The sequence below is a fragment of the Acinetobacter sp. YH01024 genome, from assembly GCF_013420195.1.
In the GTDB taxonomy this organism is placed as follows: domain Bacteria; phylum Pseudomonadota; class Gammaproteobacteria; order Pseudomonadales; family Moraxellaceae; genus Acinetobacter; species Acinetobacter amyesii.
In genome coordinates this window covers 129,269-154,724 of sequence record NZ_VOYQ01000003.1, presented here as the reverse complement: position 1 = coordinate 154,724, position 25,456 = coordinate 129,269, and the positions used below count along the sequence as shown (strand labels likewise).

The window sequence follows — 25,456 nt, the reverse complement described above, 5'->3', positions numbered from 1 at the left end:
AACCACTAAAACTACAATTTGCACTTTATAATCGACATAGATAAGTGCATCACATTTGAAATCTTTATATTTTTAATTTCCGTTCATTTTGCATTTCGTCTACGCGTTGCTTGATTTTCGCAGCAAGACTTTTCGAGTCTTTGGCGATGCGCTGCGCCTGTAGCAAAGATTTAATCGCGCGCTCTTCATCCCCACCCCAATACTCTACTTCAGCTCGATATCGCAGCACATTGACCGAACGGAAGCTTGCATCTTTGTCTGCATCAGCCATTTGCAACATCAGTCGCCAACCACTCAAGTCACGCGGATTTGCTTGTAAAAATCGCTGTAGAATCAGTTGTGCTTGCGTATATTCTTTGTTTCGAATCAAAGCCTCTGCATATTTATAATTTAATGCCCGATTTTCAGGCATGATGATTGCCGAACTTTTCACAGCGTTCACGGCAGCGGCCGCTTTGTTTTGACCCAACAGCACATCGGTCTGTAAAATAATAAAAAGTGCATGCGATGAATTTTGTTTTGCCGCTTCATTTAATAACTTTTGAGCAGCACTAAAGTCACCTTGTTTAATATGTAAGCTCACTAAAGCCAATTCAGCTGCATAATTCTTTTGCGCCACCATCGCATTTAATTGCAATTCAGTTGCCTGACCTGACAGTACTCGACTATACCAACGCAGAATTTCAAAATCTTGATCAACCAAACTGGTTTTAACTTGAGGCAACTGATTGGCGCGTAAGCGCGCTTCGCTCATACGCTCCGTGGTTAATGGATGCGTCAACCAAAAATCAGGCAGAAAGCTCACTCGACTCGTAGAACGATGCATCACTTCAAAGAAATCAGCCATGCTCTGCGGATTGTATCCAGCACGATACATATACTGCATCCCGATACGGTCTGCTTCACGTTCTTGGTTGCGGCTATAGGTTAATTGCTTATCCATCAAAGCGGCTTGTGAGCCCATCATTACAGCCGCACCGACATCACCATCTGCCTGTGAGGCCACTAAGGCTCCGACCAAAATACCGGCTAGTGACAATAAACCTTGCCCTTTAAAGGCTTCTTGTGAACGACTGTAATGACGTTGTGATACATGTGCAATTTCATGCGCCATCACCCCTGCCACTTCATCCATGTTGCGTGCTGAATTAATTAATCCCGCATTTAATGCAAATAAACCACCCGGTACAGCAAAAGCATTAATTTGTGGATCATTAATTAATAACAATCCGACCGGTTGATTAAGTTGAGTTTGGCTCAAAATATGCGTAAAGACAGATAAAAGACGATCTTCCATCCACGGATTTTCAGTCACAGGAAGTTGACGATGCACCTCACGATACACCTTCTCGCCAATGGCACGCTCTTTTTGTTGATCCAACAAGCCGACGCCACTACCTATTTCAGGCACAGAAAATTGTGGGGATGAACTAAAATCTACGGACTGCGTCTGCGCCAATGTCGAACAAAGCCCGAGACCACATGCCAGTAAAATCTTTTTCAAAGTCTATTCTCTAAATTTCATATTCGTACTTCATCGAATATAGCATTGAATTTTGGTGAATTATGGAGAAAACTGTTGTGATTGTTTATTCAAATTTTGGATTGACCACATAGCGTGGCGCGCGCTCATGTACCAAAACATCCACTAGATTTTGATAAGCCAATTCCGCCATACGTTTACGAGTTGCCGCTGTTGCTGAACCCACATGGGGTAATGTCACGACATTGGCTAATGTAAATAATGGCGATTCTTGAAGTGGCTCTTGCTCATAAACATCTAAGCCTGCTGCAAAAATTTGACCACGACTTAATGCATCGATTAAAGCGGCTTCATCAATCACTGAACCGCGTGAAATATTGACCAATACCGCATGCGATTGCATCAAGGCCAACTCACGTTCACCAATTAAAGCTTTCGATTCTGCATTTAAATCCACTGCAACGACCACAAAGTCAGCACGTTGCAACAAATCATCCAAATCACAATATTGCGCTGATAACGATTCAGCCAATTCAATTTTTTCTCGGCGATTATGATAGAGTACATTCATATTAAAGCCGTAGCGAGCACGACGCCCAATCGCTGCGCCAATATGTCCTAAGCCAATAATACCAATAGTTTTAGCAAAGACATCCATACCAAATTGCTCAGGACCCACTGTACGCTTCCACTGCCCTTGTTTGGTCCATTGATCCAATACAGGCACTTTACGTGCTGCACTCATCAACAAAGTAAATGCTAAATCTGCTGTAGTTTCCGTCAATACATGCGGAGTATGGCTCAACCAAATATTTTTTTGATTTAAAAATGCTAAATCATAGTTGTCATAACCGACACTTACACTTGAGATGACTTTTAATTGTGACGTATGCGCTAAATTCGAAGCATTCAACAAACGTCCCGCACCGATCATGGCATCAGCATCTTTTGAATGCTCAAGAATTTGCTGATTCACATCGCCCAATTTAGGTCTAATTTGGAAAACTTTAAATTGCTGTTCTAAACGTTGAATTATTTCTTGATCTATTTGACTAAAAACCACTACTTTTTTTTGCATAAATTTTCCATTTACGTCATTTAAGTATTTTGTCCTGCCTTATTTTGCATAAATTGCCATAGGCGTTTTTTCAATAAAGGCTGTTCAATCATTTGCTGTAAAGATGCCAATGGATACACCTTCGCATGCTCTAAATGCGGAATATCGCCTAGGCAAATGACATTTTTATCCAAGCTCATCGCATCGATAAAACCCTGTACATAAGATGCTGCACCACGACCATCTTGCAAATTCACCCAACCAAAAGGCCACTGTAAGGCAAAAAAATCGGCACTGACTGCGCGCTGAATATTGCTCCACAAAACTTGCTGCTCTGCCGTTAATTCTGTGGCATCAATGACAATGACACAGTGCATTAAACAGATGGCTTCTAAGTTAAACGAAGGGATTTGAACAATTGGACGAACTTCAACAGGCTCAACAACCTTTGGTTCATCTTTAGGTGCTTCTACAGATTGATTTACAACAATATCAACGTTCTTTTTAAGCTCAGTCTGTGATGAAACAGGCGTTGGCTGAGGCTCATTTTTGAGTAGAATTTCAGAGACTATTTCAGGAGCCGCCTGATCTCGCCAAATATTTGAGCTAAATTGCTGACACGGAGCCGCCTGAGGAATCCATATATCAATTCCCATTGCCGCCATTATGCTTCGCTGATGCCCAATCATGCTTTCATTTTCACCTATTCAAGGCTTGTTATTCTAACGGGATTCATTGGTTTTTGCTGAACTTTTATAAATCAATTAGACCACTCTATTTCTCTAATGATTATGTAGACTTGCTCAGACTACTTTTGACTTAAAATTAAACAATTTATTCATAAATCAAGCCGCAATATACAATTATACGATCATTAAACTATTTTTCTTTTGCATTAATTCAACTATCTCAGCTGATTCAAATCCAATACGCCAATATAGCAACTGCAAAACATCTAACTCATCTTGCGTGATAATTCGATCATTCCATAAACATACTTCTGCAACCCCAAGGATGCTTAGACGCTCACGCAGCAGCAGCCCAGAAATATCATTTAGGATTTCAGCCAAATCAATTGGCTCATCAGATATATCGCGATAGAACTCTAGTTCTTCTTTCGTTAAGATTCGATTGAGGATTTTTTCACGCACTTCGAGTTGATTATCACTGTTAATTTGTTGCACATGCAACAAGGCATCAATCAAACGCACAATACTCGGTTTTACATCTTCTAAAGATGTAGGTGTATGTGCAGGCAACAGATTTAACTCATATTTGACTGTTTCAAGTAGTAATGCATCGAGCAAACCAATTTCACCATCTTCCTGAATAATTTTGGCCAGCTTGGTTAAGAACTGCCGTGAAATTGTTGCTGGCATGGTACCAATATTTTTACATGCCTCATGAAAAATGGAGATATGCACACGACCATCAAGATTCAATAAGGCATCCACAATCGCACGACTCACTTCAGCTTCAGTCGGAATAAACTCTCGATACTGACGAATCATTAAAATAGCAACCATCACCTCACGCGAACCCGTTGCTGTTTGTAAGGCACGTTGGATCAATTCAGGCCGCTGCCAATTTTCACGAATCTCAGGGTTCAACGGTTTAATTGCATCTCGTATCGCAAAACTAATCGGTGATAAGCGCAGTAAAGGCAATGGTTGTGGCGAATTCCATGGTGTTGCAACATCTGGATTAGCTTCTTCTAGTGAACGGAATAAATAAAATAGCGGTTGGTTTCGCAGTTTTTTTAAATTTTCTAGTTGTAAATCATGAATGAGCGCTGGATTTAATTCAAAAATGCGCTGTTCAATACTCGGATGAATATTCATCCAGTTTTGCGGACTGAGTGAGTTTGCAAAACACATATGAGAAATCGATTCCGCATATTCACTATGAATTTGCGAACCTGAATGATGCACATAAATCCTTAATAAGGTTTGAATATTGGCATCATTTTGAATCAGACGTTTGGTTTTCTGATCATTGCGATAGGTTCGAGAACCCAAAGAGATATATTTAATAAAGCGGGAAATCAAAACACCCAAGCTTCCGATCAACCAAATGACCGCGCCAATCGCTACAAAGAGGGTTTCAAACTTATTGTCCCGTGCTTGTCCATTTTTATAGAAGCCACGTTTTGCAATTTTACTGCCCCACTGACTAAAGGTCGTCAACCCGCTATATAAGATTTTCAAACGGGTATTTTCTGCAGCTTCGCCCGACAAGATTTTATTAAATTCATGGCTCAGCAAACCATACATTTCCATCTCATCTAAGGTTTGTAAGGCACCCCAAGTTAAAATGATCGATGTATCTCGAGGGCTAAAACCAGCGGTGAGCGCATTCACGCCCACTTCATCAGGTAAGACATAAAGTGCGGGAGTATCGATTAGAAAGGTATCTGCCAGCTGCTCAGTCATACGCAGTGCAACACTTTCTTCTGGAATACTTTCTATCAGACTCAGACGACGCGCACCTAACTGTTTGGCAAGTGAATAACCACCTAAGCGAAAGGTGTAAAAATCATAGAGAACTGAAACCAACATAATCAGCAGCACAGCCGCCACTAAAAATGGGCTAAGGACATGCCAATAGATAGACTGAGTGGAATCATAATAATCCACAATTAAACCGACAATTACATTAATAATTGCGACGGTCAAAAACACTGCCGCCATACACATGGTGACAGGCCAAAACATATTTTTGTTTTTTATAAAATCATAACCCACACGTCTCAATGTAATACCCTTAAGCTACATTGTCTTTTGTTTGCTCATCATAAATGAAAAAAGCGGGAAATTCCCGCTTTTTCAGTGTGTTTTCAGCAGATTATTCTTCGCGAACACCTGTTAAATCCACAGAAGCTGCATCAATGTTAACATCGATATAAGCTGGCTTTTCATTTTTTGCAGAGTCATTACGCTTACGCTCTAATGCTGCCAAATATTCAGCATCAATACCACCTGCCACATATTTACCATCAAATACCGAGCAATCAAAGTCTTGTAACTCAGGGACTTTCTTGGTGCGAACAGCAGATTTTAGATCTTCCAAGTCTTGGAAAATTAGGCGATCAGCACCAATAATTTCACGAATTTCTTCAACGCTACGTTCAGACGCAATCAGTTCAGATTTGGCAGGCATATCGATACCATACACGTTTGGATATTTCACCATCGGTGCAGCAGATGCAAAGAATACTTTTTTCGCACCCGCATCACGCGCCATTTGAATGATTTCATTACAAGTCGTACCACGTACAATCGAGTCATCGACCAAAAGTACGTTTTTGCCTTGGAACTCTAGCTCTACAGGGTTAAGCTTTTGACGCACAGATTTCTTACGAAGTTGCTGACCCGGCATAATGAAGGTACGACCGATATAACGGTTCTTCATGAAGCCTTCACGGAATTTCACACCTAAGGTATTTGCAAGTTCTAGCGCCGAAGTACGTGAAGTATCAGGAATTGGGATCACGACATCGATATCGTGCTCATCGCCCCATTCACGTAGAATTTTCTGAGCAAGTTTTTCGCCCATTTTCAAACGTGCTTTGTAAACTGAAATACCGTCAATGGTTGCATCTGGACGCGCAAAATATACGTATTCAAAGATACAAGGACGATATTCAGGGGCTACTGCACACTGCTTGGTCGACATCACGCCATCAGCAGTAATATAAATTGCTTCACCCGGTGCAATATCACGCTCAACCTTAAAGCCGAGCGCTGTAATTGCGACAGATTCAGACGCAATGATATATTCCATACCATTTTCAGTCTCACGCGAACCGTAGATCAATGGGCGAATACCATTTGGATCACGGAAACCAACAAGGCCCTGACCGGTGATCATAGCAACAACCGCATAACCACCTTTGCAACGTTCATGCACACGTGAAACCACGTGGAATACATCTTCAGCGCTTGGTGTAAGTTTTGCGCGTTTTTGCAATTCGTGAGCAAATACGTTTAATAATACTTCTGAGTCTGAATCGGTGTTCATATGACGTAAGTCAGTCTTGAACAAGTCATCATGAATTTCAGCAGCATTGGTTAAGTTACCGTTATGTGCAAGCGTAATGCCATAAGGTGAGTTTACATAGAATGGCTGAGCTTCAGCACTGCTAGAAGAACCCGCAGTTGGGTAACGAACATGGCCAATACCATAATTACCCTGTAATGCACGCATATGACGTGTGTGGAACACATCACGTACCATACCCGTATCTTTACGCAGGAATAAACGACCATCCTGACAAGTTACGATCCCGGCTGCATCCTGTCCACGATGTTGTAACATCGTTAACGCATCAAACAACATTTGGTTAACAGGTGATTTACCAGCTATACCAACTACTCCACACATAGCAACCTCGCAGACAAGCTAGGGTTAATAAAAAGGATTATTTGTTGACTCACCCGATCCAGAACGTCCGTGCTTGTTCTGCGACTCAGATGGGAGGTCTGAAGATTTCTGAGCATCTTCAGACTGAATATGATGAAGTGCTTGATTTGCAGCATCTTTGGACAATTCGGTTGCCCAAGGCGCATATGGCAATAATGACTGAACCATTTTAGATTGTTTCCAATGTGGTGAACTTTCTACCCAAGGACCTAGCCCCTGCATAGTGATCAGCACCACCAACAATCCTTTTAAGCTTCCAAAAACACCACCTGCCAGTCGATTTAACGGACCGAGCTTTAATGTTTTCAAAATACTGTTCAATAACCATGTCGCGACCCAAGTCATGACTACAATCAACAATACAATAAATGCGAACGCGGCAATCTTCTGTACCACTGGATCTGTACTTAAAGATGTCATCGAAGGTGCAAGGACGGTTGCATACTTTGCCGCAATGACAAGTGCAAGAATCCATCCAATGAAGTTCGCAAAGGCTTTTACAAATCCTTGACGCAAACCGTTAAGCCCTCCAATGAGCAAAATAATCAGTATAAAGATATCAATGGTATTCATGATATTTACAATGCGTCTACGCAGTCTTTTACAAGTGTCGGACCTGTATATATGAGGCCACTATACACTTGTACAAGGCTAGCTCCTGCTTTTTGTTTCGCAACAGCATCCGCGCCCGACAAAATACCACCTACACCGATCAATGGAATTTGACCGTTTAATACTTTAGCAAAAGCCGCCAAACATGCCGTACTTTTTTCAAAGACTGGCGCACCGGATAGACCACCTGCTTCATCACCATATGGAAGGCCTTCAACACCTTCACGTGACAAAGTCGTATTGGTAACAATCAGACCATCAATTTTAAATTTTAACAATTGTTGGGCAATAAAATTAATGTCTTCTGGTTCTAGATCTGGTGCAACTTTAAGTACTAAGGGTACATAATGTTGATTTTCATCCGCCAACTCGAGTTGACGTTTCTTGAGTGTCTCTAACAGTTCAGTCAAAGCATCACCGCTTTGTAAGCTGCGAAGATTTTTTGTGTTAGGAGATGAAATATTAACCGTAATATAAGAAGCGTAGTTATAAACTTTTTCTAGACAAATCAGATAATCGTCAACTGCTTTTTCAACAGGTGTGACTGCATTTTTACCGATATTGATCCCAAGTACACCCTTAAATTTTGCAGCTTTGACATTTTCGATCAGCTGATCCACGCCATCATTATTAAAGCCCATACGGTTAATAATGGCTTTTGCTTTCGGTAAACGAAATAAACGCGGTTCAGGGTTACCTGATTGTGGAAGTGGTGTAATTGTACCAATTTCAATAAAGCCGAAGCCCTGGCTCGCCAGCGCATCGATATAAGCACCGTTTTTATCAAGACCGGCTGCTAAACCAACTGGATTCGGAAATTCGATTCCCATACATGTCACTGGTTTAGACGCCACGTTTTGACGCATCATTCCCATCTTGTGAGAAGATTTCAACAGCGATAATGTCAGCTCATGTGCACGCTCTGGTGCTAAAGTAAACAACAAAGGGCGGGCTAGAGAATACAACATATCTATAAAAGTCTACTGCTTTTTAAGTCGGCATATTATAGGCACAGCACAAATAAAACACCATGCTTAGCAGATCTTTATTTTTACCGATTATTGTACACTCGCTGTTAATTTGACCTGTCCCGCTTCAGAACTTAACTCCATCTTTTCAATACTTAAGCCCATTTGAACCAATTGAGTCAAAAAATTGGCCAGAATTGCATAATTTTCATGCATCACTGCAATCTGTATTTGCTCACCGACTTGTTGAGATGCCACGGATAAACCCTGTTGTTGCGATACCCGCTGAACTTTTTCCAACGCGCTCAGTTGTGTATCACCTGCTGGTTTCATCGTGACGGCATTACTTTGCATCCAAACAACAGTATCCTTAAGTTCATTCACGCGCTTTTGTTGAAAATTTGCAGCTTTGTTCATATAAAACAGTGCCGAACCAATCGCTGCCACTACAACAAAAATCGTGGTAAAGATCACCATGACTCGTTCACGTGTTGACAGTTGGTCTAAATAATCAGTGATGCGCTCAATTTGCCCATCTATACGTTGCTGTAGGTTTTCCATTTTTGTCATTATTGTATTTTCACCAATCCAATCGCGCCGTTGGCACCTGGTTGAATATTCCCTAATTCAACTTTAAAACCTTGTTGTTTTAATTGATTGGTTAGGGTTTGTAGTACTTCTGCCGAATTGGCTTTTAGCTCCATATTTAACATCGAGGCTTCATAGCTCACACGATTTGCAGAAATTTGGTTTTGCATTAGAATAGGACCAACACGGCTCAGTAAAGACAAAGCCTGTGCATTGCCCGTTTGACTCTGACGCAATTGTGATTCGAACTGGCTTTTCAGCGTTTGTTCAGTGACAGGATAGCTTTGACCAAACCAATATTTAAACTGATCAATCGCTTGTGCCGCAGTGATATTGGCCACTTTTTTGTATTGATACCAGCGAACTGCATCATAACTAAACTGAGTAATTAGAGCCGCAACCAAAACAGCTGCACATGCTTTCCAATAGCCACTCACACCCGTATTGGCTTTGGCTTTCGGCAAAACATTGAGTGGGTGTTGTTTCGGTTTTTTTATATTGGGTAATTCATAATGAAAAGATTCAATGTGATCATGCGTTACAGCGGCTTCAAGACTATGCGTCTGATCTGAACTTAGATTTGAAATCTTATAGTTCGGCTGACCAATTTGATAATCTAAGTACAAAGCCAAATCATCAACGGATTGCCCGACATATTCACCATTTCGGACCAATAAATGACCGCTGACATTTGCCAAAACATGTTGCCCAGCTTCTGGGCTTGGCAAGACCAAAAAGTCAGGTAATAACGAAATGACTTTTACAGGAATTAGCGTCAAAGCATGCTGCATCGTTTCAACTGTACTATGCGCAATCCCCATGACCGTTAATTCATCTGGACTTTGAAAATGATGCAATACTTTCATTGCATCCAAAGGCAAAATGACATATTCCTCAAGTAAATATTTTACGCCGTCTGGGCCAAGTTTTTTATATTGGTTTTTTGGAAAATTTTGCTGAATGATTTGTACATCACGACTCGGAAAGAAAACAACCGCTTCCTTTCCCGCATGTGGCTGAATTTCCTGAATCAACTGTTCAAGTGTCGATGACTGCTTCCAGAAATCCCCTTCTGACCATTGCCAAACCCCATTGGCTTCGGGCATCCATAAATACAACATTAATTTTTCTGCCGTTTTAATTGGTTTTTATGTTGATGGTATAAACGTTTTAATTTGTGTCGACAATCCTGGAGCAATGACCGCTTGTTCATAAATACGCGCTTCTGCCAAAGCATAGGGATTAAAATATTCTGAGACCAAAACACTGGCCATATGTGCCACAACGTTCATATGGCACACCACCACAATAGACTCATACGGTAAATGTGACAACCATTCCACTGCAACTTTGGCATCATCTTCCGGTTTGATGGCATTACAAATAACCACAGGCACATGTGGAAAATGTTTTTGCAAAGATGAAAGTGTTTGCTGCGCACGCAGTAGCGGACTCACCACAAAAACGTCTGGTTGAATTATATCTTTCAAATATGCTGCAGTTTCTGCCGCTTGAGTTTGTCCGCGCGCTGTTAAAGGACGCTTTTCATCATTCCCCATTACTGGCGGAGCAGCTTCGCCATGCCTAACCAATGTCAGTTGCATAAAATTCCCTATTCTATTCCGCACATTATATACAGCCAGTATGACAAAGCTATGTGTATTGCATATTAACCCGAATCGCGGATAAGAAATAAACTTGAAAATAAGAAGACTAGAGCCATCAGTTGAGTTACCACACAAAACTCACAACTCTAGTCCTAATGTTCAATAGTACCGAATTATTCTGCGTAATTGATGATTTCTTTCTTAAATTTGAAGCAACTTATTGGAACTTTCTCAAACAAAATAACCATTCTTTAAGAATCAGACGTGCTCATCTGACGATCTCAGAAATCTGCTTTATTGCCATTTGGTATAAATGTTCTTATTTCAGCAATTTCAAAGCCTTTTTCACATGGTTAAAAGAAGATAAAAGACATTTGTTTAAAAGCTTACCATGTTACCAACGGATGATTCATCTGATCAATATGCACCAATTAGCAATACATGCTTTACATGTGGCTCTGATGAAAGGTCAAAATACCCAATATTTGTGGATTGATTCAACGACTTTGCCAGTCTGTAAAAATCAACGTATTCAACGCCATAAATCATTAGCTCAAATAGCATCTCGTGGTAAAAGCTCAATGGGCTGGTTTTATGGCTGTAAGCTACATATTGCGATGAACCCATTTGGTGAAATCGCTTGTTCTGCTTTATCAAATGGGCATATAGCTGACATAAAAATGGTTGAGCAATTGGCTGACGGCTTAGAAGCAAAGCTATATGGAGATCGTGGTTATATCAGCCAGGAACTAAAAAGCAGGTTAAAAGATCAAGGTATTGATTTGATTACTTACCATCGAAAAAACATGCAATCCATCCAACTATCTGCATCAGATGAATATCACTTAAGACAACGAAATAAGATAGAAACGTTATTCAGCTTATTGAAAGGACAATACAATTTAGTGACGAGTAAAGCTCGTAGTATTCATGGATTTCTGAGTGGGATTTACGCATCGTTATGTGCATATCAACTTAATCATCAAAATAAACCAACAATTCAAATTATGGAATCATTGGCTTAAGCGGGATTCGGGTATATTAATCAGCAAACTTAAACTTGCTGATGTGGTAAGACAAATTCAACATCACTGCGATGGCCATTCTTCATCAATGACAATGCAATGTTCAGGGCCGGCGCACCTTCAAAAATCACTTCGTACAAGGCACTAGTAATTGGCATATACACACCGAGCTCTTCAGAGCGTGCGCGTACTTGCACAATGGTATTAATCCCTTCCGCAGTTTGTCCCAGTTCTTTGGTGGCTTGTTCTAAGCTTTTACCACTACCGAGTGCAAAGCCGACTTGGTAATTGCGGCTGAGCGGACTACTACAAGTTGCAAATAAATCACCGACACCAGACAGACCTAGGAATGTTAATGGGTTTGCGCCTAATTTCACTGCAAAGCGGCTCATTTCTGCTAAAGCACGTGTCAAAATCATACTCTTGGTATTTTCACCGACACCATAAGCCGCAGCCAGACCCATCGCGACTGCATAGATATTTTTCAGAGCACCGCCCAATTCCACGCCATGCACATCATCACTTGCAAATACACGGAATAATGCACTGTGCAGCGCTTGTTGAACTGCATAACGAACCAGTTCAGATTGGCTTGCAATCACAGTCCCCGCAGGTTGCCCCGCAACAATTTCCTTCGCCAAGTTTGGCCCTGAAAGCACACCATAAGGGACTTCAGGAAGTTCTTCACGAATAATATCGCTCATAAAGCTAAAGGTATTGGCTTCAATACCTTTGGTTAAAGACACCACTGCTTGTGACGTGATAAAAGGTTTGATCTGCTTTAAAACACTACGGAAAGAATGGCTCGGAATGGCCACCAAAATAATGTCACGATTACATACTGCTTTTTCTAAATCTGAAACAGCGAGCAAACCTGCTTCTAATTGAAAATCTGGCAAGTAACGTTTATTAATATGTGTTGCATTGATATCCGCAGCCACCGCCTCATCACGAATCCATATCATGGTGTCACAGCCATTACGTACTGCAGTATTAGCCATCGCAGTACCAAAACTCCCACCACCCAGCACCGTAACACGCAGTGCAGTTTTTTGATCAACTGACACAGGGCTAACAAGACTTGCAAAATCAAGTTCTGACATTGTTCTTTTATCCTAATTTCTTTACTGATCGATCTTGTTCAATCGACCTATTTTTCACTTTTATTGGTTTGCTTTATGCCAATGGCTTACAAAGTCAGCAGACTGTATTTCAGCACGCGGTGGAATTGCTTTCACTGCTGTACCGATATAAATAATGCCTGAAATCAAATCGTTTTCCGTTAAGCCTAAGGCTTGTTTAAACAATTTAGATTCAACCACCGCCCCACTACGCCACATGGTTGAAAAGCCCTGTGCTTGTAAAGAGAGCAAAAAGTTTTGTACTGCTGCGCCTGAACTTAAAATTTGTTCGAAATGCGGAACTTTGGGATGATCTTGTAATTGAGTTAAAGCCAAAACCAAGAGTGGCGCACGAAATGGATGGTGTTTCACACGTTCCAACTGCGCTTCTTCTGTTTGTCCAGTATCGGCTAAAGCATGTGAAAGCAACTCACCAAATGCTTCACGTTCAGTTTCAGGAATAATCACGAAACGCGTAGGCTTAAGACGATGATGATCTGGCGCCGTTAAAGCGGCTTGAAACGCATTTTCCAATTGCTCAGCATTCGGCGCAGGTTCAATTAAATGACCAATCGACTGACGCTGATGAATATTTTGATGAACTGTATCAACTGCTGATTTTAGAATTGACATCTATACACTGTACTTTAAAACGTTTGCTCAAGATTAGCATATTCTCAATAACTTACTCTAGAATGTTTACGTCAGACTCGGTGCTTATTTGTTAAGTCAGCTTTATTCACAGATTTACTATAAAAAAACCGCATAACTTGTACAGCAGTTCCCTGTTCTATAAGAAATTTTATGTTCAAATAAATCAAATTATTTCTAACTCGGGGCACCGCATGAAAAAATTCAACAAAACTGTTGCCATTGTTAGCACGCTAAGCGCAACTGTGCTTTTAGCTGCATGTACATCTACGCCAACAAAATCTTTAGCGATTCAAAAACCAAATAATCAATATGAAGTGACCGCCGTAGGTAAAACCAGTTTAGCGGCAAAAAATAATGCAATTGCAGCTGCAAATAGTACCTGTGGTAAAAATGCGACCCCTGTCGTGGTAGATGAAAAGCAAGAATACAACGGTGTATTAAAAGGCGTGGTCGATGAAAAGACAGGTCAAATGATTCAGGCGGCGGCTGGCGTACTTGGCACCATTACAGGAAATAGCGGCAGCATCAGCAAAGATGATGATTACCAAACTGTACTAACCTTTAGTTGCCGTGCAAACTAAAACGTTAGTTTGTGATTTAGTTTTGTCATTAACTCAAAATGAAATAGTCAACATGAAATAAAAAAGCCTGCAAATCTGCAGGCTTTTTTAGAAGCAAAAATTAGCAATAACCGTCTAAACGGGTTAAAGGTAATTTTTGACCAATAGCTTTTTCAATTTCAGGTAGTGAAAAAGCATCATCTTCAGACAAGAAACTAATACTGACACCACGTGTTCCTGCACGACCTGTACGACCGATACGGTGTACATAATCATCAGACTGTTCAGGAAGTGTAAAGTTCACGACATGAGAAACGCCATCGACATGGATACCACGACCTGCAACGTCTGTTGCAATCATGATGTTATGTTGACCATTTTTAAACTGATCAAGCATTTTCAAACGCTTATCTTGAGCGATTTCACCTGACAACATCACCACTTTATAACCGTCTTTTTTGAGATGATCATAAAGTTTACGCACTTGATCACGACGGTTGGCAAAGATCATGACCTTTTCAATTGGTTCATCTCGTAAGATGTCTTCCAATAATTTATATTTATCAGACTTCGCCACCATGTAGACACGTTGCTCAACGTCTGCATTGGTTTTCTTTTCAGGCTCAATTTCAACTGTAACGGGCTCAAACAACCACTGCTGTGCAAGATTGAGCACGTCATAACTAAACGTCGCAGAGAACATTAGTGTTTGGCGTTGTTCTTTACGTGGTGAGAAACGCACAATACGTTTAACTGAAGGAATAAAGCCCATATCTAAAAGACGGTCAGCTTCATCAATCACTAAAAATTCAATTTGATCGAGCCAAACTTCTTTTTGTTCCACAAAGTCAATTAAGCGACCTGGGGTTGCAACCATAATGTCGACAAAATTACGATTTAATAGATTTTTTTGCTTATCAAAATCTACCCCACCGAGCAAAGTCATGACATTGAGATCAGTGTATTTCACTAATTCTTTAGCATCACTTTCAATTTGCAATGCAAGCTCACGGGTTGGTGCAAGAATCAATGCACGCGGTTCACCACGATAACGCTGTTCCTTAATTGGATTATTCAACAAGTCATTGATCACACTGACCAAGAAAGCCGCAGTCTTCCCAGTACCAGTTTGAGCACGACCAATAGCGTCATGTCCAGCCAATGTAAATTTTAAAACCTTTTGCTGAATAGGCGTCATATCCTTAAAACCCAAAGCATCAATGGCTTTTTTAAGGTTCGGATGTAAATTTAAGGTTTCAAAACCTGATGACATATAGATGTGCCCTAATTGAATAATCACAAAATTGCTGAAGCATTATAAACAAAAAACGCCCCAATTTACATTGGAGCGTTTTTGAGTACATTCAGACGATTAGTCTAAAGGTTGTACTTCTTCAGCTTGGAAGCCTTTTTGACCTTTAACAACGCTGAATTCTACGCGTTGGCCGTCACGAAGTGAACGGTGGCCTTCGCCCATAATTGCGCGGAAATGAACGAATACGTCGTCGCCGCCGTTACGTTGAATAAAGCCAAAGCCTTTAGTGTCGTTGAACCATTTAACAACGCCTTGTTCACGAGCTGTCATAAGTTAATCCTTATCGTATTTAAAAAAGAAGGACCACCCGGTGTTGCAAACAGCAGACCAAACAAGGTTAAAAAAAATATTTTTATTTCTAAGCTTGTAATCATTCTGTAAAACTATCAACAAAATCCCGGTTACATCCAAATATATCAAGAGTTAAGAGGCTTCACAGCCAACAAAAATCTTAACAACGCAACGAGCTTAACACGGGTTTACCGCAATTAATAGATTTTTTTGATCTATTTTCCTTTTGAATATTCTTATTTTTTCACATCGTTTGAGTTATAAATTACAAAGGATTTTTACCTATTTTAGGTTGGGATTTGGCACTGTATTTGCTAATATTTCCATTGAAATGTAAACATGTTGGATCTGCTTCGTGAGTGACAGCCAAAATTCGCTTTTAACTGTAGATGCAATGGGTAAACCATGCCCGATGCCACTATTGATGCTCAAAAAAGCTTTAAAGAAAAGTCCAGACCAATCTTTATTGTTAAAGTCATCCGATCCGCACAGCCAACAAGATGTATCACGATACTGTCAAATACATCAGTTAAACTGTGAAATGCGCAAAATTTCAGATTCTGAGTTTCATTACTTAATTGAATCTTAAAAAGATTCAGTTAAACTAAATTGCTTCATAATTGAATAAAAGTTTACATTTCTATACCCAATTTTCCATAATTTACGGAAATATTGGATTAAGATGAATCTTAGTTATTGGGCTTACCCATTTTTAGTTCTCAAGGAGAAAACATGAGTGACAGCAGCAATCAATTGATGCCCCTGTCATTATCGGCACCTGGGGTGAATCTTGGTGCTTATATTAGTACTGTTAATCAGATTCCAATTTTATCGGCCGAACAAGAAAAAGAGCTGGCCGAGCGTTATTATTATGACCAAGATTTAGACGCAGCTAAAATGCTGGTGATGTCGCATCTTCGTTTTGTTGTACATATCGCACGTAGCTATGCAGGCTACGGCTTGCCACAAGGTGACCTGATTCAAGAAGGTAACTTGGGCTTAATGAAAGCGGTAAAACGTTTTGACCCAAACATGGGCGTACGTCTCGTATCTTTTGCTGTGCATTGGATTAAAGCAGAAATTCATGAATATGTGATTCGTAACTGGCGTATTGTCAAAATTGCGACCACTAAAGCGCAGCGTAAATTATTTTTTAATCTACGTAGCTTAAAAAAGTCATCTAAAAAATTAACTTTGGCTGAAGCACAGTCGATTGCCAATGACTTAAATGTAACACCTGAACAAGTCTTGGAAATGGAAGGCCGTTTAACCGCTTATGATGCTGCCTTTGAAGCTCAAGGTGATGACGACGATGAAGGTTCGACCCATGTCGCTCCTGCCCTTTATCTCGAAGATAACCGTTACGACCCTGCGCGTTTAGCGGAAGATGAAGACTACGAAGAACAAAGTACTTCAGCTTTACATGAAGCCATGGATCAGCTGGATGATCGTTCACGTAACATCTTACAACGTCGCTGGTTAGATGACGAAAAGTCGACACTGCATGAATTGGCGGCGGAATATAATGTATCTGCTGAACGTATTCGTCAGTTGGAAAAAAATGCGATGGAAAAAATTAAAGTCGCAATGTCTTCAAACTAAGTTGAAGACTTTTCCCAGTCATTCTAAAAAAGAGCATTTCGATGCTCTTTTTTATGTCTGAATAGTATTGAATGACAAACTACAACACAAAAACTTTGGGCATTTTTGCTTTAACCCTGCGCGCTAAATATGCTATGGTTATGCGCAAATTTTGTTAAGGTGAATGCACATGTGGATTGCCATTTCCGCACTTAACTTAGCTTTTGCTGTGATGCTTGGTGCCTTTGGTGCACACGGATTAAAAGCGCGCGCGACTGAAGCCCAATTGGCTTGGTGGCAAACTGCAACGGACTATTTCTTTTACCATGCACTAGGCTTACTTGCCCTCGCGATCTTATCCAAAGTCATTCCCCAACTTCCAATTAAAGCCAGTTTCCTACTCATACAAATTGGTATTTTCTTCTTCTGTGGTTCTTTATATGTGATGGCTCTTGGCTTACCACGCGGTCTCGGTGCCATTACCCCGATTGGTGGAGCGCTGATGATTGCTGGATGGATTATATTGGCATGGAATGCGTTGAAATACGCAAAATAATCAACAGCAGAATTGGCCTTATGCAATAGGCAAGGCTGCAAGAACGGAATCCACAAATGCAAATCTATTTAAACGGCGAAGCTACACAAACCGAATGTGTCAACCTGTTGCAATTGGTTCAACAATTACAACTGGAAGGCAAACGCTTCGCTGTTGAAAAAAATGAAATGATCATCTCGAAAAGTAAATTGGAACAAACTCCAATTGCTGAGCAAGATCATATTGAAATTATTCATGCCGTAGGTGGCGGCTAAAATGGAGCTCCCATGGAAGATACACCCCTTATCATTGGTTCACGTACATTTAATTCACGACTTTTAGTTGGTACAGGTAAGTACAAGGACTTAACGGAAACTGACCAGGCCATTCAAGCCAGTGGTGCTGAAATTGTGACCGTTGCCATTCGCCGTGTGAATATTGGTCAGCATCCAGACCAACCAAACTTGCTTTCAGTGGTTTCACCTGAAAAATATACGATCTTGCCAAATACAGCCGGTTGCTTCGATGCGAACAGTGCGGTCCGTACTTGCATGTTGGCACGAGAACTCTTAGATGGTCACAATTTGGTTAAACTTGAGGTTTTAGGGGATGAGAAAACCCTATATCCAAATATTACTGAGACTTTAAAAGCTGCACGCACGTTGATTGACGATGGCTTTGAAATCATGGTTTATACCTCAGACGACCCAATTGTGGCACAAGAACTCGAAAGCATGGGCTGTGTAGCGATTATGCCTTTAGGTAGCCTTATTGGCTCAGGTTTAGGTATTCTCAACCCACATACTATTTCGATCATTAAAGACAATGCCAAAGTGCCTGTATTGGTCGATGCGGGTGTAGGTACAGCAAGTGATGCAACGATAGCGATGGAATTGGGCTGTGATGGCGTATTAATGAATACAGCAATTGCAGCAGCTCAACACCCTGTTCTGATGGCTTCAGCGATGAAAAAAGCAGTTGAAGCCGGTCGTGAAGCGTTCCTAGCAGGACGTATGCCGCGTAAACGCATGGCAAATGCCAGTTCACCTGAAACCGGATACTTCTTTAAATAAGAACTCAATCACGGTATAAAAGAGGACTCTATAGAGTCCTTTTTTTGATTTTAAAACCTAATAACAATGAAAATATCCCATATATTTTGTACTTTTAGTCTTTGTGCCGCATCTAGTTGGCTGTCAGCCCAAGTGCCCAGCACAGCCAAATCACTTGCACCGCAAGGTTGGAACATTTTGATGGCTACGACTGGCGACCTAAACAAAGATCAAATGCCAGATGTTGCGATGATCGTGGAAAAACAAAAAGTCGATGTGGTGACCTATGATGACGATGGAAAAGTCGTTCATAACCATCCACGAAAACTCATCGTGTTTTTTAAAACCGCAAAGGGATATCAACGTATCGTTGAAAACCATAGTATCCCAGTCGCTCAGCAGCCGAATTCATGCTTACTTGATCCACTTGCTGAAGCAGAAGACATCCAAATCAGTAAAGGCAATTTACTCGTTCATTTTAGTTATTTTATGGCTTGTGGTGGCTGGGAATGGCCCCGACATAGTTACACCTTCCGTTGGCAAAATCAACGCTTTGACCTGATTGGTTTTGACTACAGTAGCTTTCACCGAGCTTCTGGTGAAGAAACATCGAAAAGCTATAATTTTTCGACCTTAAAACGTAAGGAAATTGTAGGCGGCAATATGTTTGAAGATGCCAAAACTCAAACCAAATGGTCAACCTTCAAAGCACCACAGCAACTGACGCTTAAAAATATTAACTTTGATGATTTCTATACACAGTTCGAGTACTAAGTTGAACCTGAGCAATGCCAATCTAGCAATAAACAAACCGCCAATTTCGGCGGTTTGTTTATTCAATTTCAAAACTGAATTTAAAGAACTGATGTTACGCAGTAAAATCAGAAACGTAATTTGATTCAAATAAAAGAATGATACGCGGTATCGTCATCCGTAATTGTTTGAGACAGAGCTACTTCTAATAAAAATGTTTTTGCGATACTTTGAAAAATTAGACGGTAGTGAACGAGTTTTGCGGATGACAATGGTTTTGGGTACTTTTGCCTAAACAAAAGTACCTCCAGCCGAAGGCTAAACCCTTTATTCAAACGCTAAATGTAAGACTCCGTCGAATCGGCTTAAAAATCATTTAAAAAATGCGAATTACTTTTACGGGCGAAACATCTTTTAAGGAATCAATCCTTCATCACGCATCGCAATTTGAACTGATTGGCGTTCTGCAACTTTGTTGCGTAATGCAATGATATTTTTATATGGCGTTAAATCATGTCCGATGCCATTTGACCAATTTGTCAGTACAAAGAGATAGGCATCTGCAGGGCCAAAGTTATCATCGACCAAATAGTCGTTATCCGATTCACCAATTGCTTTATCGATATATGTCAATAAACGATCAATTTCTGCATAAGCTTTTTCTTTAGCGTCTGAATCTAGTGGAGCACCAAAGAATACGGCATAAGCATCATGTAATTCTGAGTTCAAATAGCCAAGCCATTCTAAAACTTTGGCACGACCTAAACCTGATGGCGGAATCAAGTCTTGTTTTGGATCATGCTGTGCAAGAAACGGTAAAATGGCCACGTTCTCGGTCAGGATCAAACCTGGGTTAATTTCTAATGCAGGTACATAACCTTTTGGGTTGATCTCGTAATAATCCACCCCTTTTTCTGTTTTATGGTTTTTTAGGTCAACACGGACCAAATCAAAATCGACATTAATTTCATTTAAAATTATATGTGATGCTAATGAACATGCACCTGGAGAATAATAAAGCTTCATATCTGATCCTTGTTATGTACTATTCAATGTTTTAAATCTCTTCTGTCAAACTTTCAAGTGATCAAACCTGTAAATTGCAAAAAAGCGTAAATGCTGAAACACATATACTCATTGACTATTGTCCATAATCAAGAAGATTTCAAGTCAATCTGTTATGCATTTTTATACTCAGTTGTTTTAACATAGCCGCGTTTAAGATTTGATGAAAAGTTACCGTGTTACAACTTAAAAAAGAACAATGGTTTTCCAATATTCGTACCGATGTGCTTGCAGGCTTGGTGGTTGGACTGGCGCTAATTCCAGAATCGATCGCCTTTTCAGCCATCGCTGGGGTTGATCCGCAGGTTGGTTTGTACGCTTCGTTTTGTATCGCCGTCACCATTGCCTTTTTTGGTGGTCGTACAGCAATGATTTCAGCTGCTACGGGTGCGATGGCCTTACTTATGATCACTTTGGTCAAAGATCATGGTTTGCAATACCTTTTGGCTGCCACGGTTTTGACTGGTGTGATTCAGATCATTGCTGGCTATTTTAAAGTCGCAAAACTTATGCGCTTCGTCTCGCAGTCAGTGGTGTATGGTTTTTTAAATGCACTCGCGATTTTGATTTTTGTCGCACAGCTACCTGAAATGTCAAAGATGGATAGTTGGGGCTATGTCTTTATGCTTTTAGGGCTTGCGATTATTTATCTTTTTCCATATCTACCTAAAATTGGCAAAGCCATTCCATCACCGCTGATTTGCATTATTGTCCTCAGTGGCTTGGCATTATTTTTAGGTGCTGACCTGCGTACTGTGAGTGATTTGGGTAAGTTTCCAGAGACTTTACCTATTTTCTTGATTCCTGAAATTCCTTTCAATCTTGAAACCCTCACGATTATTTTTCCCTATTCCATTACCCTAGCAACAGTTGGCCTATTAGAAACCATGATGACCACGACAGTGATCAATGAAGTCACTGGAACTGAAGGTGATCGTCATCAGGAATGTTGTGGTCAAGGGATTGCTAATATTGTCAGTGGCTTTATGGGCGGCATGGCAGGTTGCGCCATGATTGGGCAGTCGATTATTAATGTCAGCTCAGGTGCGCGAACTCGCCTCTCCACTTTGGTTGCAGGTATATTTTTGTTGTGTTTGGTGGTGTTCTTAAAAGACTGGCTGGCTTATGTCCCAATGGCTGCCTTAGTCGCGATTATGGTCATGGTGTCGTTTACCACTTTCCAATGGAATTCAGTCAAGCAATTTTCAAAGCATCCAATGTCTTTTAATGTCGTGATGATTACTGTGGTGATCGTGGTGCTTGCAACACATAACTTGGCGCTTGGCGTATTGGTTGGTGTGCTCCTCTCTGCGTTGTTTATTATCAATCAATTAGAAAGTTCGGTAAAAGTCATATCAGAACTTAAAGACAACGTCCGTAGTTACACGGTCTATGGACAAATTTTCTTTAGTAGCTCTGAGAGTTTTTATCAATTTTTTGATTTTCAGGAGAGGGTTAGTCATGTGCGAATTGATCTGAGTCATGCCCATATTTGGGATATTACCTCAGTCAATATTTTAAAAAATGTCGTGCAAAAATTTGAGTCAAGACAGATTCAAGTAGAGGTTTTTGGCTTAAATGAAGCAAGTAGCACTTTACTTGACCGTGTCAGTGACTAATGGATTTTTGAATATTCACTTTGAATCAAATCAATTTTCAATAAAGTGTGACCTATTGAAACCCTATGCAGGATGTATATAGCAAAGGGTTTCAAAGATCGAAGCTCTGATGTGTAATGACATTACATATAATACTAAGCCTATAAAAAAGAGAAAAATTCACCATTCATTCGATTTAACTGTATAATTCATCTCATAAAATTATAACTATTAAAAATAAAACAAAGATTTGATGTGACTTTCTATATATTTTTTTAAATTGTGGATACACAAAATTGGGGGAATTTTGATGGTTTGGTTTTGGTCACGACACTGCATTCAAGCAAATCGGCTGCTGGTCTTAGCGAGTCTATTTTGCCTGCTATGTTGTATCGCTATACCCAGTTTTGCCAATGCCACCCCACAGATCTCAAGCAGTCATTGTCCTGTTGAAATTACCCATATTGCCACAGCTAAAAGCGCTGTCGAGCAAGAGCGCCCACGTACAGGTTGGCAAAATCTGCAAAAGCTTCCAGACACTTGGAATAAACGTTGGCCGGATTATCATGGTATCGCTTGGTACAAAATCCAATTTAAGTTGAACTGTGACCTCCATCAGTTAAATCAACCCATTGCTATCGCTATACAAGGCATCACCCAAAGTGGTCGGGTTTACATTAACGATGCCCTACTTTGGCAAGATTACATTTCAGCAGAACATTTTTCGCGAAGCCAACATCAACCTAGACTATTGAACTTGCCTAGCTCAAGTTTAAAGCAAGGTGTAAATACCATTTGGGTGCAAGTGTATGGTTCGGTGACCCAAAAATCAGGACTCAGTTCAGTTCAAATTGGGGATTACCAGCAAGTCTATGACACCTTTAAAATTTGGTTACTCGAACAACGACAATTAGTCGAACTGAATACGATGATTAATTTCGTCGTGGCCGTGTTCTTTTTTTTAGCATGGCTCGCCAATCGTAATGAAAGAGCTTACTTATGGTTAACCATTACAGGCATGGCTTGGGTATTTTATAGCCTGTGTATTATTTTTAATGGGCCAATTGCATTACTAACCACCGTACAGGTCGATCGTCTACAAAATATTATTTTCTGTTTTTATACGGTTTTTGGCTGTATTGGTGCGTGGTATTTTGCAAACCACCCCTTCCCAAAAATTCAAAAGCTGTTATTAAGCCTTGCCACTATCGCAGCGATCTGTATTGGTTTTGCACCAGAGGCTTATTTAAAGACCGTCATCCAAATTTGTTTTAGCTTCTTTGTTTTAGTCTTTGTGGCCAAATGTATTAGCTACCCGTACTTGGCGTATAAAGCCAAAATGGCCGAAACCTATTTGCTTGCAACGCTGTATCTGATTTATTTACCGATTGCAGTACATGATGCGCACTTTATGATGACCATGGAAGGCCATGCGCTCTCACCATATACTGGCCCACTAACGACCCTCGTTTTGGGTGGCGTACTGGCTTTGCGTTTAGCTCGACACACCCGTCAAATTGAACGTTTTAATAAGACCTTAACTGAAAATGTACAACGTGCAGAACTGAAACTTGCTACCTCACTCGGTCAACAACATCAACTCGCACTTGAAAATGCACGACTTCAAGAACGAATTCATTTATCTCATGACTTGCATGATGGTTTAGGCGGATCTATTGTCCGTTCAATTTTACTGTTAGAACAAAATGACAAAATTGAAAAACCACAAATCATGTCGATGCTTAAACTGTTCCGAAATGATTTAAGACAAGTTATCGATTCGGGTTCAAGTATAGGGACGAAAGTTCCAGACACCCCGATCGAATGGGCGGCGCCGATTCGCCATCGCTTTGTACAGCTCTTTGAAGAATTAGACATGAGCTCGAGCTGGAAATTTGCTGCCGAATGGATTCACTCACCCTCTGCGACCCAATGTCTCAATTTGACTCGTGTCGCAGAAGAAACCCTGACCAATATTTTAAAGCACAGTCAAGCAAGCAAAGTTCAGGTCAGTTTGTGCGAAACAGAGACTCAGCTGATCTTACGTATTGAAGATAACGGTATCGGCTTCAACCCTGACGAAGTTGAGCAAGGCCTACATGTCGGCCTTCACAGTATGCAAACGCGAATCCATCGTATTGGTGGTGAATTTAAAATACAGTCACAGCCGGGTTGTACCGTGCTTGAGGCCATTTTGCCGTTTAAGCTTGACGGTGCTGATAATGAAGATCTTGACGATAAAAACGCCTAGCTTAATGTTATTTCATCACTTTTGAGCTGAGCATTTGACTGCTCATTGCAAATGCTCAGCACGGCTTCAGTCGGTGAGATTGAGCAAAAAGCGGATTTATTCACGGTAAAAAATTTGACTTGTGCATCTCAGGACTTAAAATACCGCATTCGAATTTTTTACATTTGCCAAAGTTATGTCGAACGATCAATTAGACCAGCACGCAGTAGATCTGGATAACCTAAACGAACACCGTGAAATCGTGACGTTTATGCGCCGCTCTGCGCCACTTAATACTTCGCAACGTACTGCGCTGGAACAATATGGTCATCTAATTTTGGAATACCCCGTTGGTGATTTGCGTCAGCATTTTGAACACCCTGAACGCCCATTAACTGTAGAGATCGGTTTTGGTATGGGTCGCTCTTTGGTGCTAATGGCAAAAGCAAACCCAGAGCGAAACTTTGTCGGCATTGAAGTGCATGTTCCGGGTATCGCTCAATGTGTTTATGAAGCAGGTCTTGCAGGTTTAACTAACCTTCGAGTATTGGATGCTGATGCCATCCAAGTGCTACGTGAAATGCCAGATAACAGTATTAATACTGTGCAATTATACTTCCCAGATCCATGGCAGAAGAAACGTCATTTCAAACGTCGTTTTGTATCTCATGACCGTATGCCATTGGTTGAAGAAAAATTAGAAATCGGCGGCACATTCCACTCAGCAACTGACTGGGAACCGTATGCTGAATGGATGATCGAAGTTCTTGAAGAACGTCCACGTCTTGAAAACCTTGCGGGTAAAGGCAATAGCTACCCTCGTCCAGACTGGCGTCCACAAACTAAATTTGAACGTCGCGGAATTGAAGCAGGCCATAAAATTAATGACTTCATCTTCAAAAAAGTAAACTAATTTTTGAATGAAATAAAAAACCACCG

Annotated in this window: 26 protein-coding genes; 11 read left to right on the top strand and 15 right to left on the bottom strand. The window is 40.6% G+C overall.

Annotated elements, in window-relative coordinates:
* Window positions 1–64 precede the first annotated feature (64 nt).
* The 10 genes from FTT88_RS02890 to FTT88_RS02845 form a co-directional block, all read right to left on the bottom strand.
* Entirely contained in the window at window positions 65–1,504 is a 1,440-nt protein-coding gene (locus FTT88_RS02890) for a M48 family metalloprotease (protein WP_180003004.1), read from the bottom strand.
* An 85-nt stretch (window positions 1,505–1,589) separates the two neighbouring features.
* A complete protein-coding gene (locus tag FTT88_RS02885; protein ID WP_180003006.1) occupies window positions 1,590–2,561 on the bottom strand; it encodes a D-glycerate dehydrogenase in 972 nt (323 codons plus the stop codon).
* 20 nt (window positions 2,562–2,581) lie between these two features.
* Window positions 2,582–3,229: a hypothetical protein gene (locus FTT88_RS02880; protein ID WP_180003008.1), complete on the bottom strand. Its 648-nt coding sequence runs from the start codon at window positions 3,227–3,229 to the stop codon at window positions 2,582–2,584.
* A 174-nt stretch (window positions 3,230–3,403) separates the two neighbouring features.
* The gene (locus FTT88_RS02875) at window positions 3,404–5,293 is read right to left on the bottom strand and encodes a M48 family metalloprotease (RefSeq protein WP_180003010.1); all 1,890 of its coding nucleotides are present in this window, start codon (window positions 5,291–5,293) and stop codon (window positions 3,404–3,406) included.
* 91 nt (window positions 5,294–5,384) lie between these two features.
* Complete coding sequence (purF, locus tag FTT88_RS02870) at window positions 5,385–6,923, bottom strand: amidophosphoribosyltransferase (protein WP_078193623.1); 1,539 nt, start codon at window positions 6,921–6,923, stop codon at window positions 5,385–5,387.
* A gap of 24 nt (window positions 6,924–6,947) precedes the next feature.
* Window positions 6,948–7,535, bottom strand: a complete 588-nt coding sequence (locus tag FTT88_RS02865) for a CvpA family protein (RefSeq protein WP_078188866.1) — start codon at window positions 7,533–7,535, stop codon at window positions 6,948–6,950.
* A 5-nt stretch (window positions 7,536–7,540) separates the two neighbouring features.
* Entirely contained in the window at window positions 7,541–8,542 is a 1,002-nt protein-coding gene (locus tag FTT88_RS02860; protein WP_180003012.1) for a quinone-dependent dihydroorotate dehydrogenase, read from the bottom strand.
* 90 nt (window positions 8,543–8,632) lie between these two features.
* Window positions 8,633–9,112 (bottom strand): type II secretion system protein GspM, encoded by a 480-nt coding sequence (gspM, locus tag FTT88_RS02855; protein WP_078188869.1) that lies wholly within the window; start codon window positions 9,110–9,112, stop codon window positions 8,633–8,635.
* The gene (gene gspL / locus FTT88_RS02850) at window positions 9,112–10,251 is read right to left on the bottom strand and encodes a type II secretion system protein GspL (RefSeq protein WP_180003014.1); all 1,140 of its coding nucleotides are present in this window, start codon (window positions 10,249–10,251) and stop codon (window positions 9,112–9,114) included. The genes gspM and gspL overlap by 1 nt, the downstream gene beginning before the upstream one ends.
* Window positions 10,252–10,278: 27 nt before the next feature.
* Complete coding sequence (locus tag FTT88_RS02845; RefSeq protein ID WP_078193626.1) at window positions 10,279–10,734, bottom strand: histidine phosphatase family protein; 456 nt, start codon at window positions 10,732–10,734, stop codon at window positions 10,279–10,281.
* A gap of 158 nt (window positions 10,735–10,892) precedes the next feature.
* Here FTT88_RS02845 and FTT88_RS02840 point away from each other — a divergent pair, with 158 nt between their 5' ends.
* Window positions 10,893–11,762, top strand: coding sequence for an IS982 family transposase (locus FTT88_RS02840; protein WP_005137615.1), 870 nt, complete (start codon window positions 10,893–10,895; stop codon window positions 11,760–11,762).
* A 29-nt stretch (window positions 11,763–11,791) separates the two neighbouring features.
* Here FTT88_RS02840 and FTT88_RS02835 read toward each other — a convergent pair whose 3' ends face one another.
* Both FTT88_RS02835 and FTT88_RS02830 read right to left on the bottom strand, forming a co-directional pair.
* Window positions 11,792–12,865, bottom strand: coding sequence for an NAD(P)H-dependent glycerol-3-phosphate dehydrogenase (locus FTT88_RS02835; protein WP_180003016.1), 1,074 nt, complete (start codon window positions 12,863–12,865; stop codon window positions 11,792–11,794).
* A gap of 60 nt (window positions 12,866–12,925) precedes the next feature.
* A complete protein-coding gene (locus FTT88_RS02830; RefSeq protein WP_171525909.1) occupies window positions 12,926–13,516 on the bottom strand; it encodes a nitroreductase family protein in 591 nt (196 codons plus the stop codon).
* 212 nt (window positions 13,517–13,728) lie between these two features.
* Between FTT88_RS02830 and FTT88_RS02825 the strand changes: the two genes are divergently transcribed.
* Window positions 13,729–14,118, top strand: a complete 390-nt coding sequence (locus FTT88_RS02825) for a hypothetical protein (protein WP_078188876.1) — start codon at window positions 13,729–13,731, stop codon at window positions 14,116–14,118.
* Window positions 14,119–14,218: 100 nt separating this feature from the next.
* On the opposite strand, the gene rhlB is transcribed toward FTT88_RS02825, so the two are convergent.
* Both rhlB and FTT88_RS02815 read right to left on the bottom strand, forming a co-directional pair.
* The gene (rhlB, locus tag FTT88_RS02820; RefSeq protein ID WP_180003018.1) at window positions 14,219–15,370 is read right to left on the bottom strand and encodes an ATP-dependent RNA helicase RhlB; all 1,152 of its coding nucleotides are present in this window, start codon (window positions 15,368–15,370) and stop codon (window positions 14,219–14,221) included.
* A 99-nt stretch (window positions 15,371–15,469) separates the two neighbouring features.
* The gene (locus FTT88_RS02815; protein ID WP_005014923.1) at window positions 15,470–15,682 is read right to left on the bottom strand and encodes a cold-shock protein; all 213 of its coding nucleotides are present in this window, start codon (window positions 15,680–15,682) and stop codon (window positions 15,470–15,472) included.
* 415 nt (window positions 15,683–16,097) lie between these two features.
* On the opposite strand from FTT88_RS02815, the gene FTT88_RS02810 reads away from it, so the two are divergent.
* The 6 genes from FTT88_RS02810 to FTT88_RS02785 all read left to right on the top strand — a co-directional run bounded on the left by FTT88_RS02810 (window position 16,098) and on the right by FTT88_RS02785 (window position 19,645).
* Window positions 16,098–16,292: a sulfurtransferase TusA family protein gene (locus FTT88_RS02810; protein WP_078189214.1), complete on the top strand. Its 195-nt coding sequence runs from the start codon at window positions 16,098–16,100 to the stop codon at window positions 16,290–16,292.
* Window positions 16,293–16,435: 143 nt separating this feature from the next.
* Entirely contained in the window at window positions 16,436–17,305 is an 870-nt protein-coding gene (gene rpoH, locus FTT88_RS02805) for an RNA polymerase sigma factor RpoH (RefSeq protein ID WP_078188879.1), read from the top strand.
* A gap of 169 nt (window positions 17,306–17,474) precedes the next feature.
* Entirely contained in the window at window positions 17,475–17,840 is a 366-nt protein-coding gene (locus FTT88_RS02800; RefSeq protein WP_180003020.1) for a DUF423 domain-containing protein, read from the top strand.
* Between the two features lie 56 nt (window positions 17,841–17,896).
* Window positions 17,897–18,094: a sulfur carrier protein ThiS gene (thiS, locus tag FTT88_RS02795; protein WP_111885686.1), complete on the top strand. Its 198-nt coding sequence runs from the start codon at window positions 17,897–17,899 to the stop codon at window positions 18,092–18,094.
* Window positions 18,095–18,106: 12 nt separating this feature from the next.
* Complete coding sequence (locus FTT88_RS02790; RefSeq protein WP_180003021.1) at window positions 18,107–18,892, top strand: thiazole synthase; 786 nt, start codon at window positions 18,107–18,109, stop codon at window positions 18,890–18,892.
* A 180-nt stretch (window positions 18,893–19,072) separates the two neighbouring features.
* A complete protein-coding gene (locus FTT88_RS02785) occupies window positions 19,073–19,645 on the top strand; it encodes a hypothetical protein (RefSeq protein WP_180003022.1) in 573 nt (190 codons plus the stop codon).
* A gap of 393 nt (window positions 19,646–20,038) precedes the next feature.
* Here FTT88_RS02785 and FTT88_RS02780 read toward each other — a convergent pair whose 3' ends face one another.
* A complete protein-coding gene (locus tag FTT88_RS02780) occupies window positions 20,039–20,650 on the bottom strand; it encodes a glutathione binding-like protein (protein ID WP_180003023.1) in 612 nt (203 codons plus the stop codon).
* Between the two features lie 215 nt (window positions 20,651–20,865).
* Here FTT88_RS02780 and FTT88_RS02775 point away from each other — a divergent pair, with 215 nt between their 5' ends.
* From FTT88_RS02775 to trmB, 3 genes are all read left to right on the top strand, one after another.
* Window positions 20,866–22,308 carry a SulP family inorganic anion transporter gene (locus tag FTT88_RS02775; RefSeq protein ID WP_180003024.1) on the top strand — a complete coding sequence of 481 codons (1,443 nt, stop codon included), beginning with the start codon at window positions 20,866–20,868 and terminating at the stop codon, window positions 22,306–22,308.
* 289 nt (window positions 22,309–22,597) lie between these two features.
* On the top strand, window positions 22,598–24,538 hold the full coding sequence (locus FTT88_RS02770; protein ID WP_180003025.1) for a sensor histidine kinase: 1,941 nt from the start codon (window positions 22,598–22,600) through the stop codon (window positions 24,536–24,538).
* Window positions 24,539–24,713: 175 nt separating this feature from the next.
* On the top strand, window positions 24,714–25,430 hold the full coding sequence (trmB, locus tag FTT88_RS02765) for a tRNA (guanosine(46)-N7)-methyltransferase TrmB (protein WP_078188891.1): 717 nt from the start codon (window positions 24,714–24,716) through the stop codon (window positions 25,428–25,430).
* Window positions 25,431–25,456 lie beyond the last annotated feature (26 nt).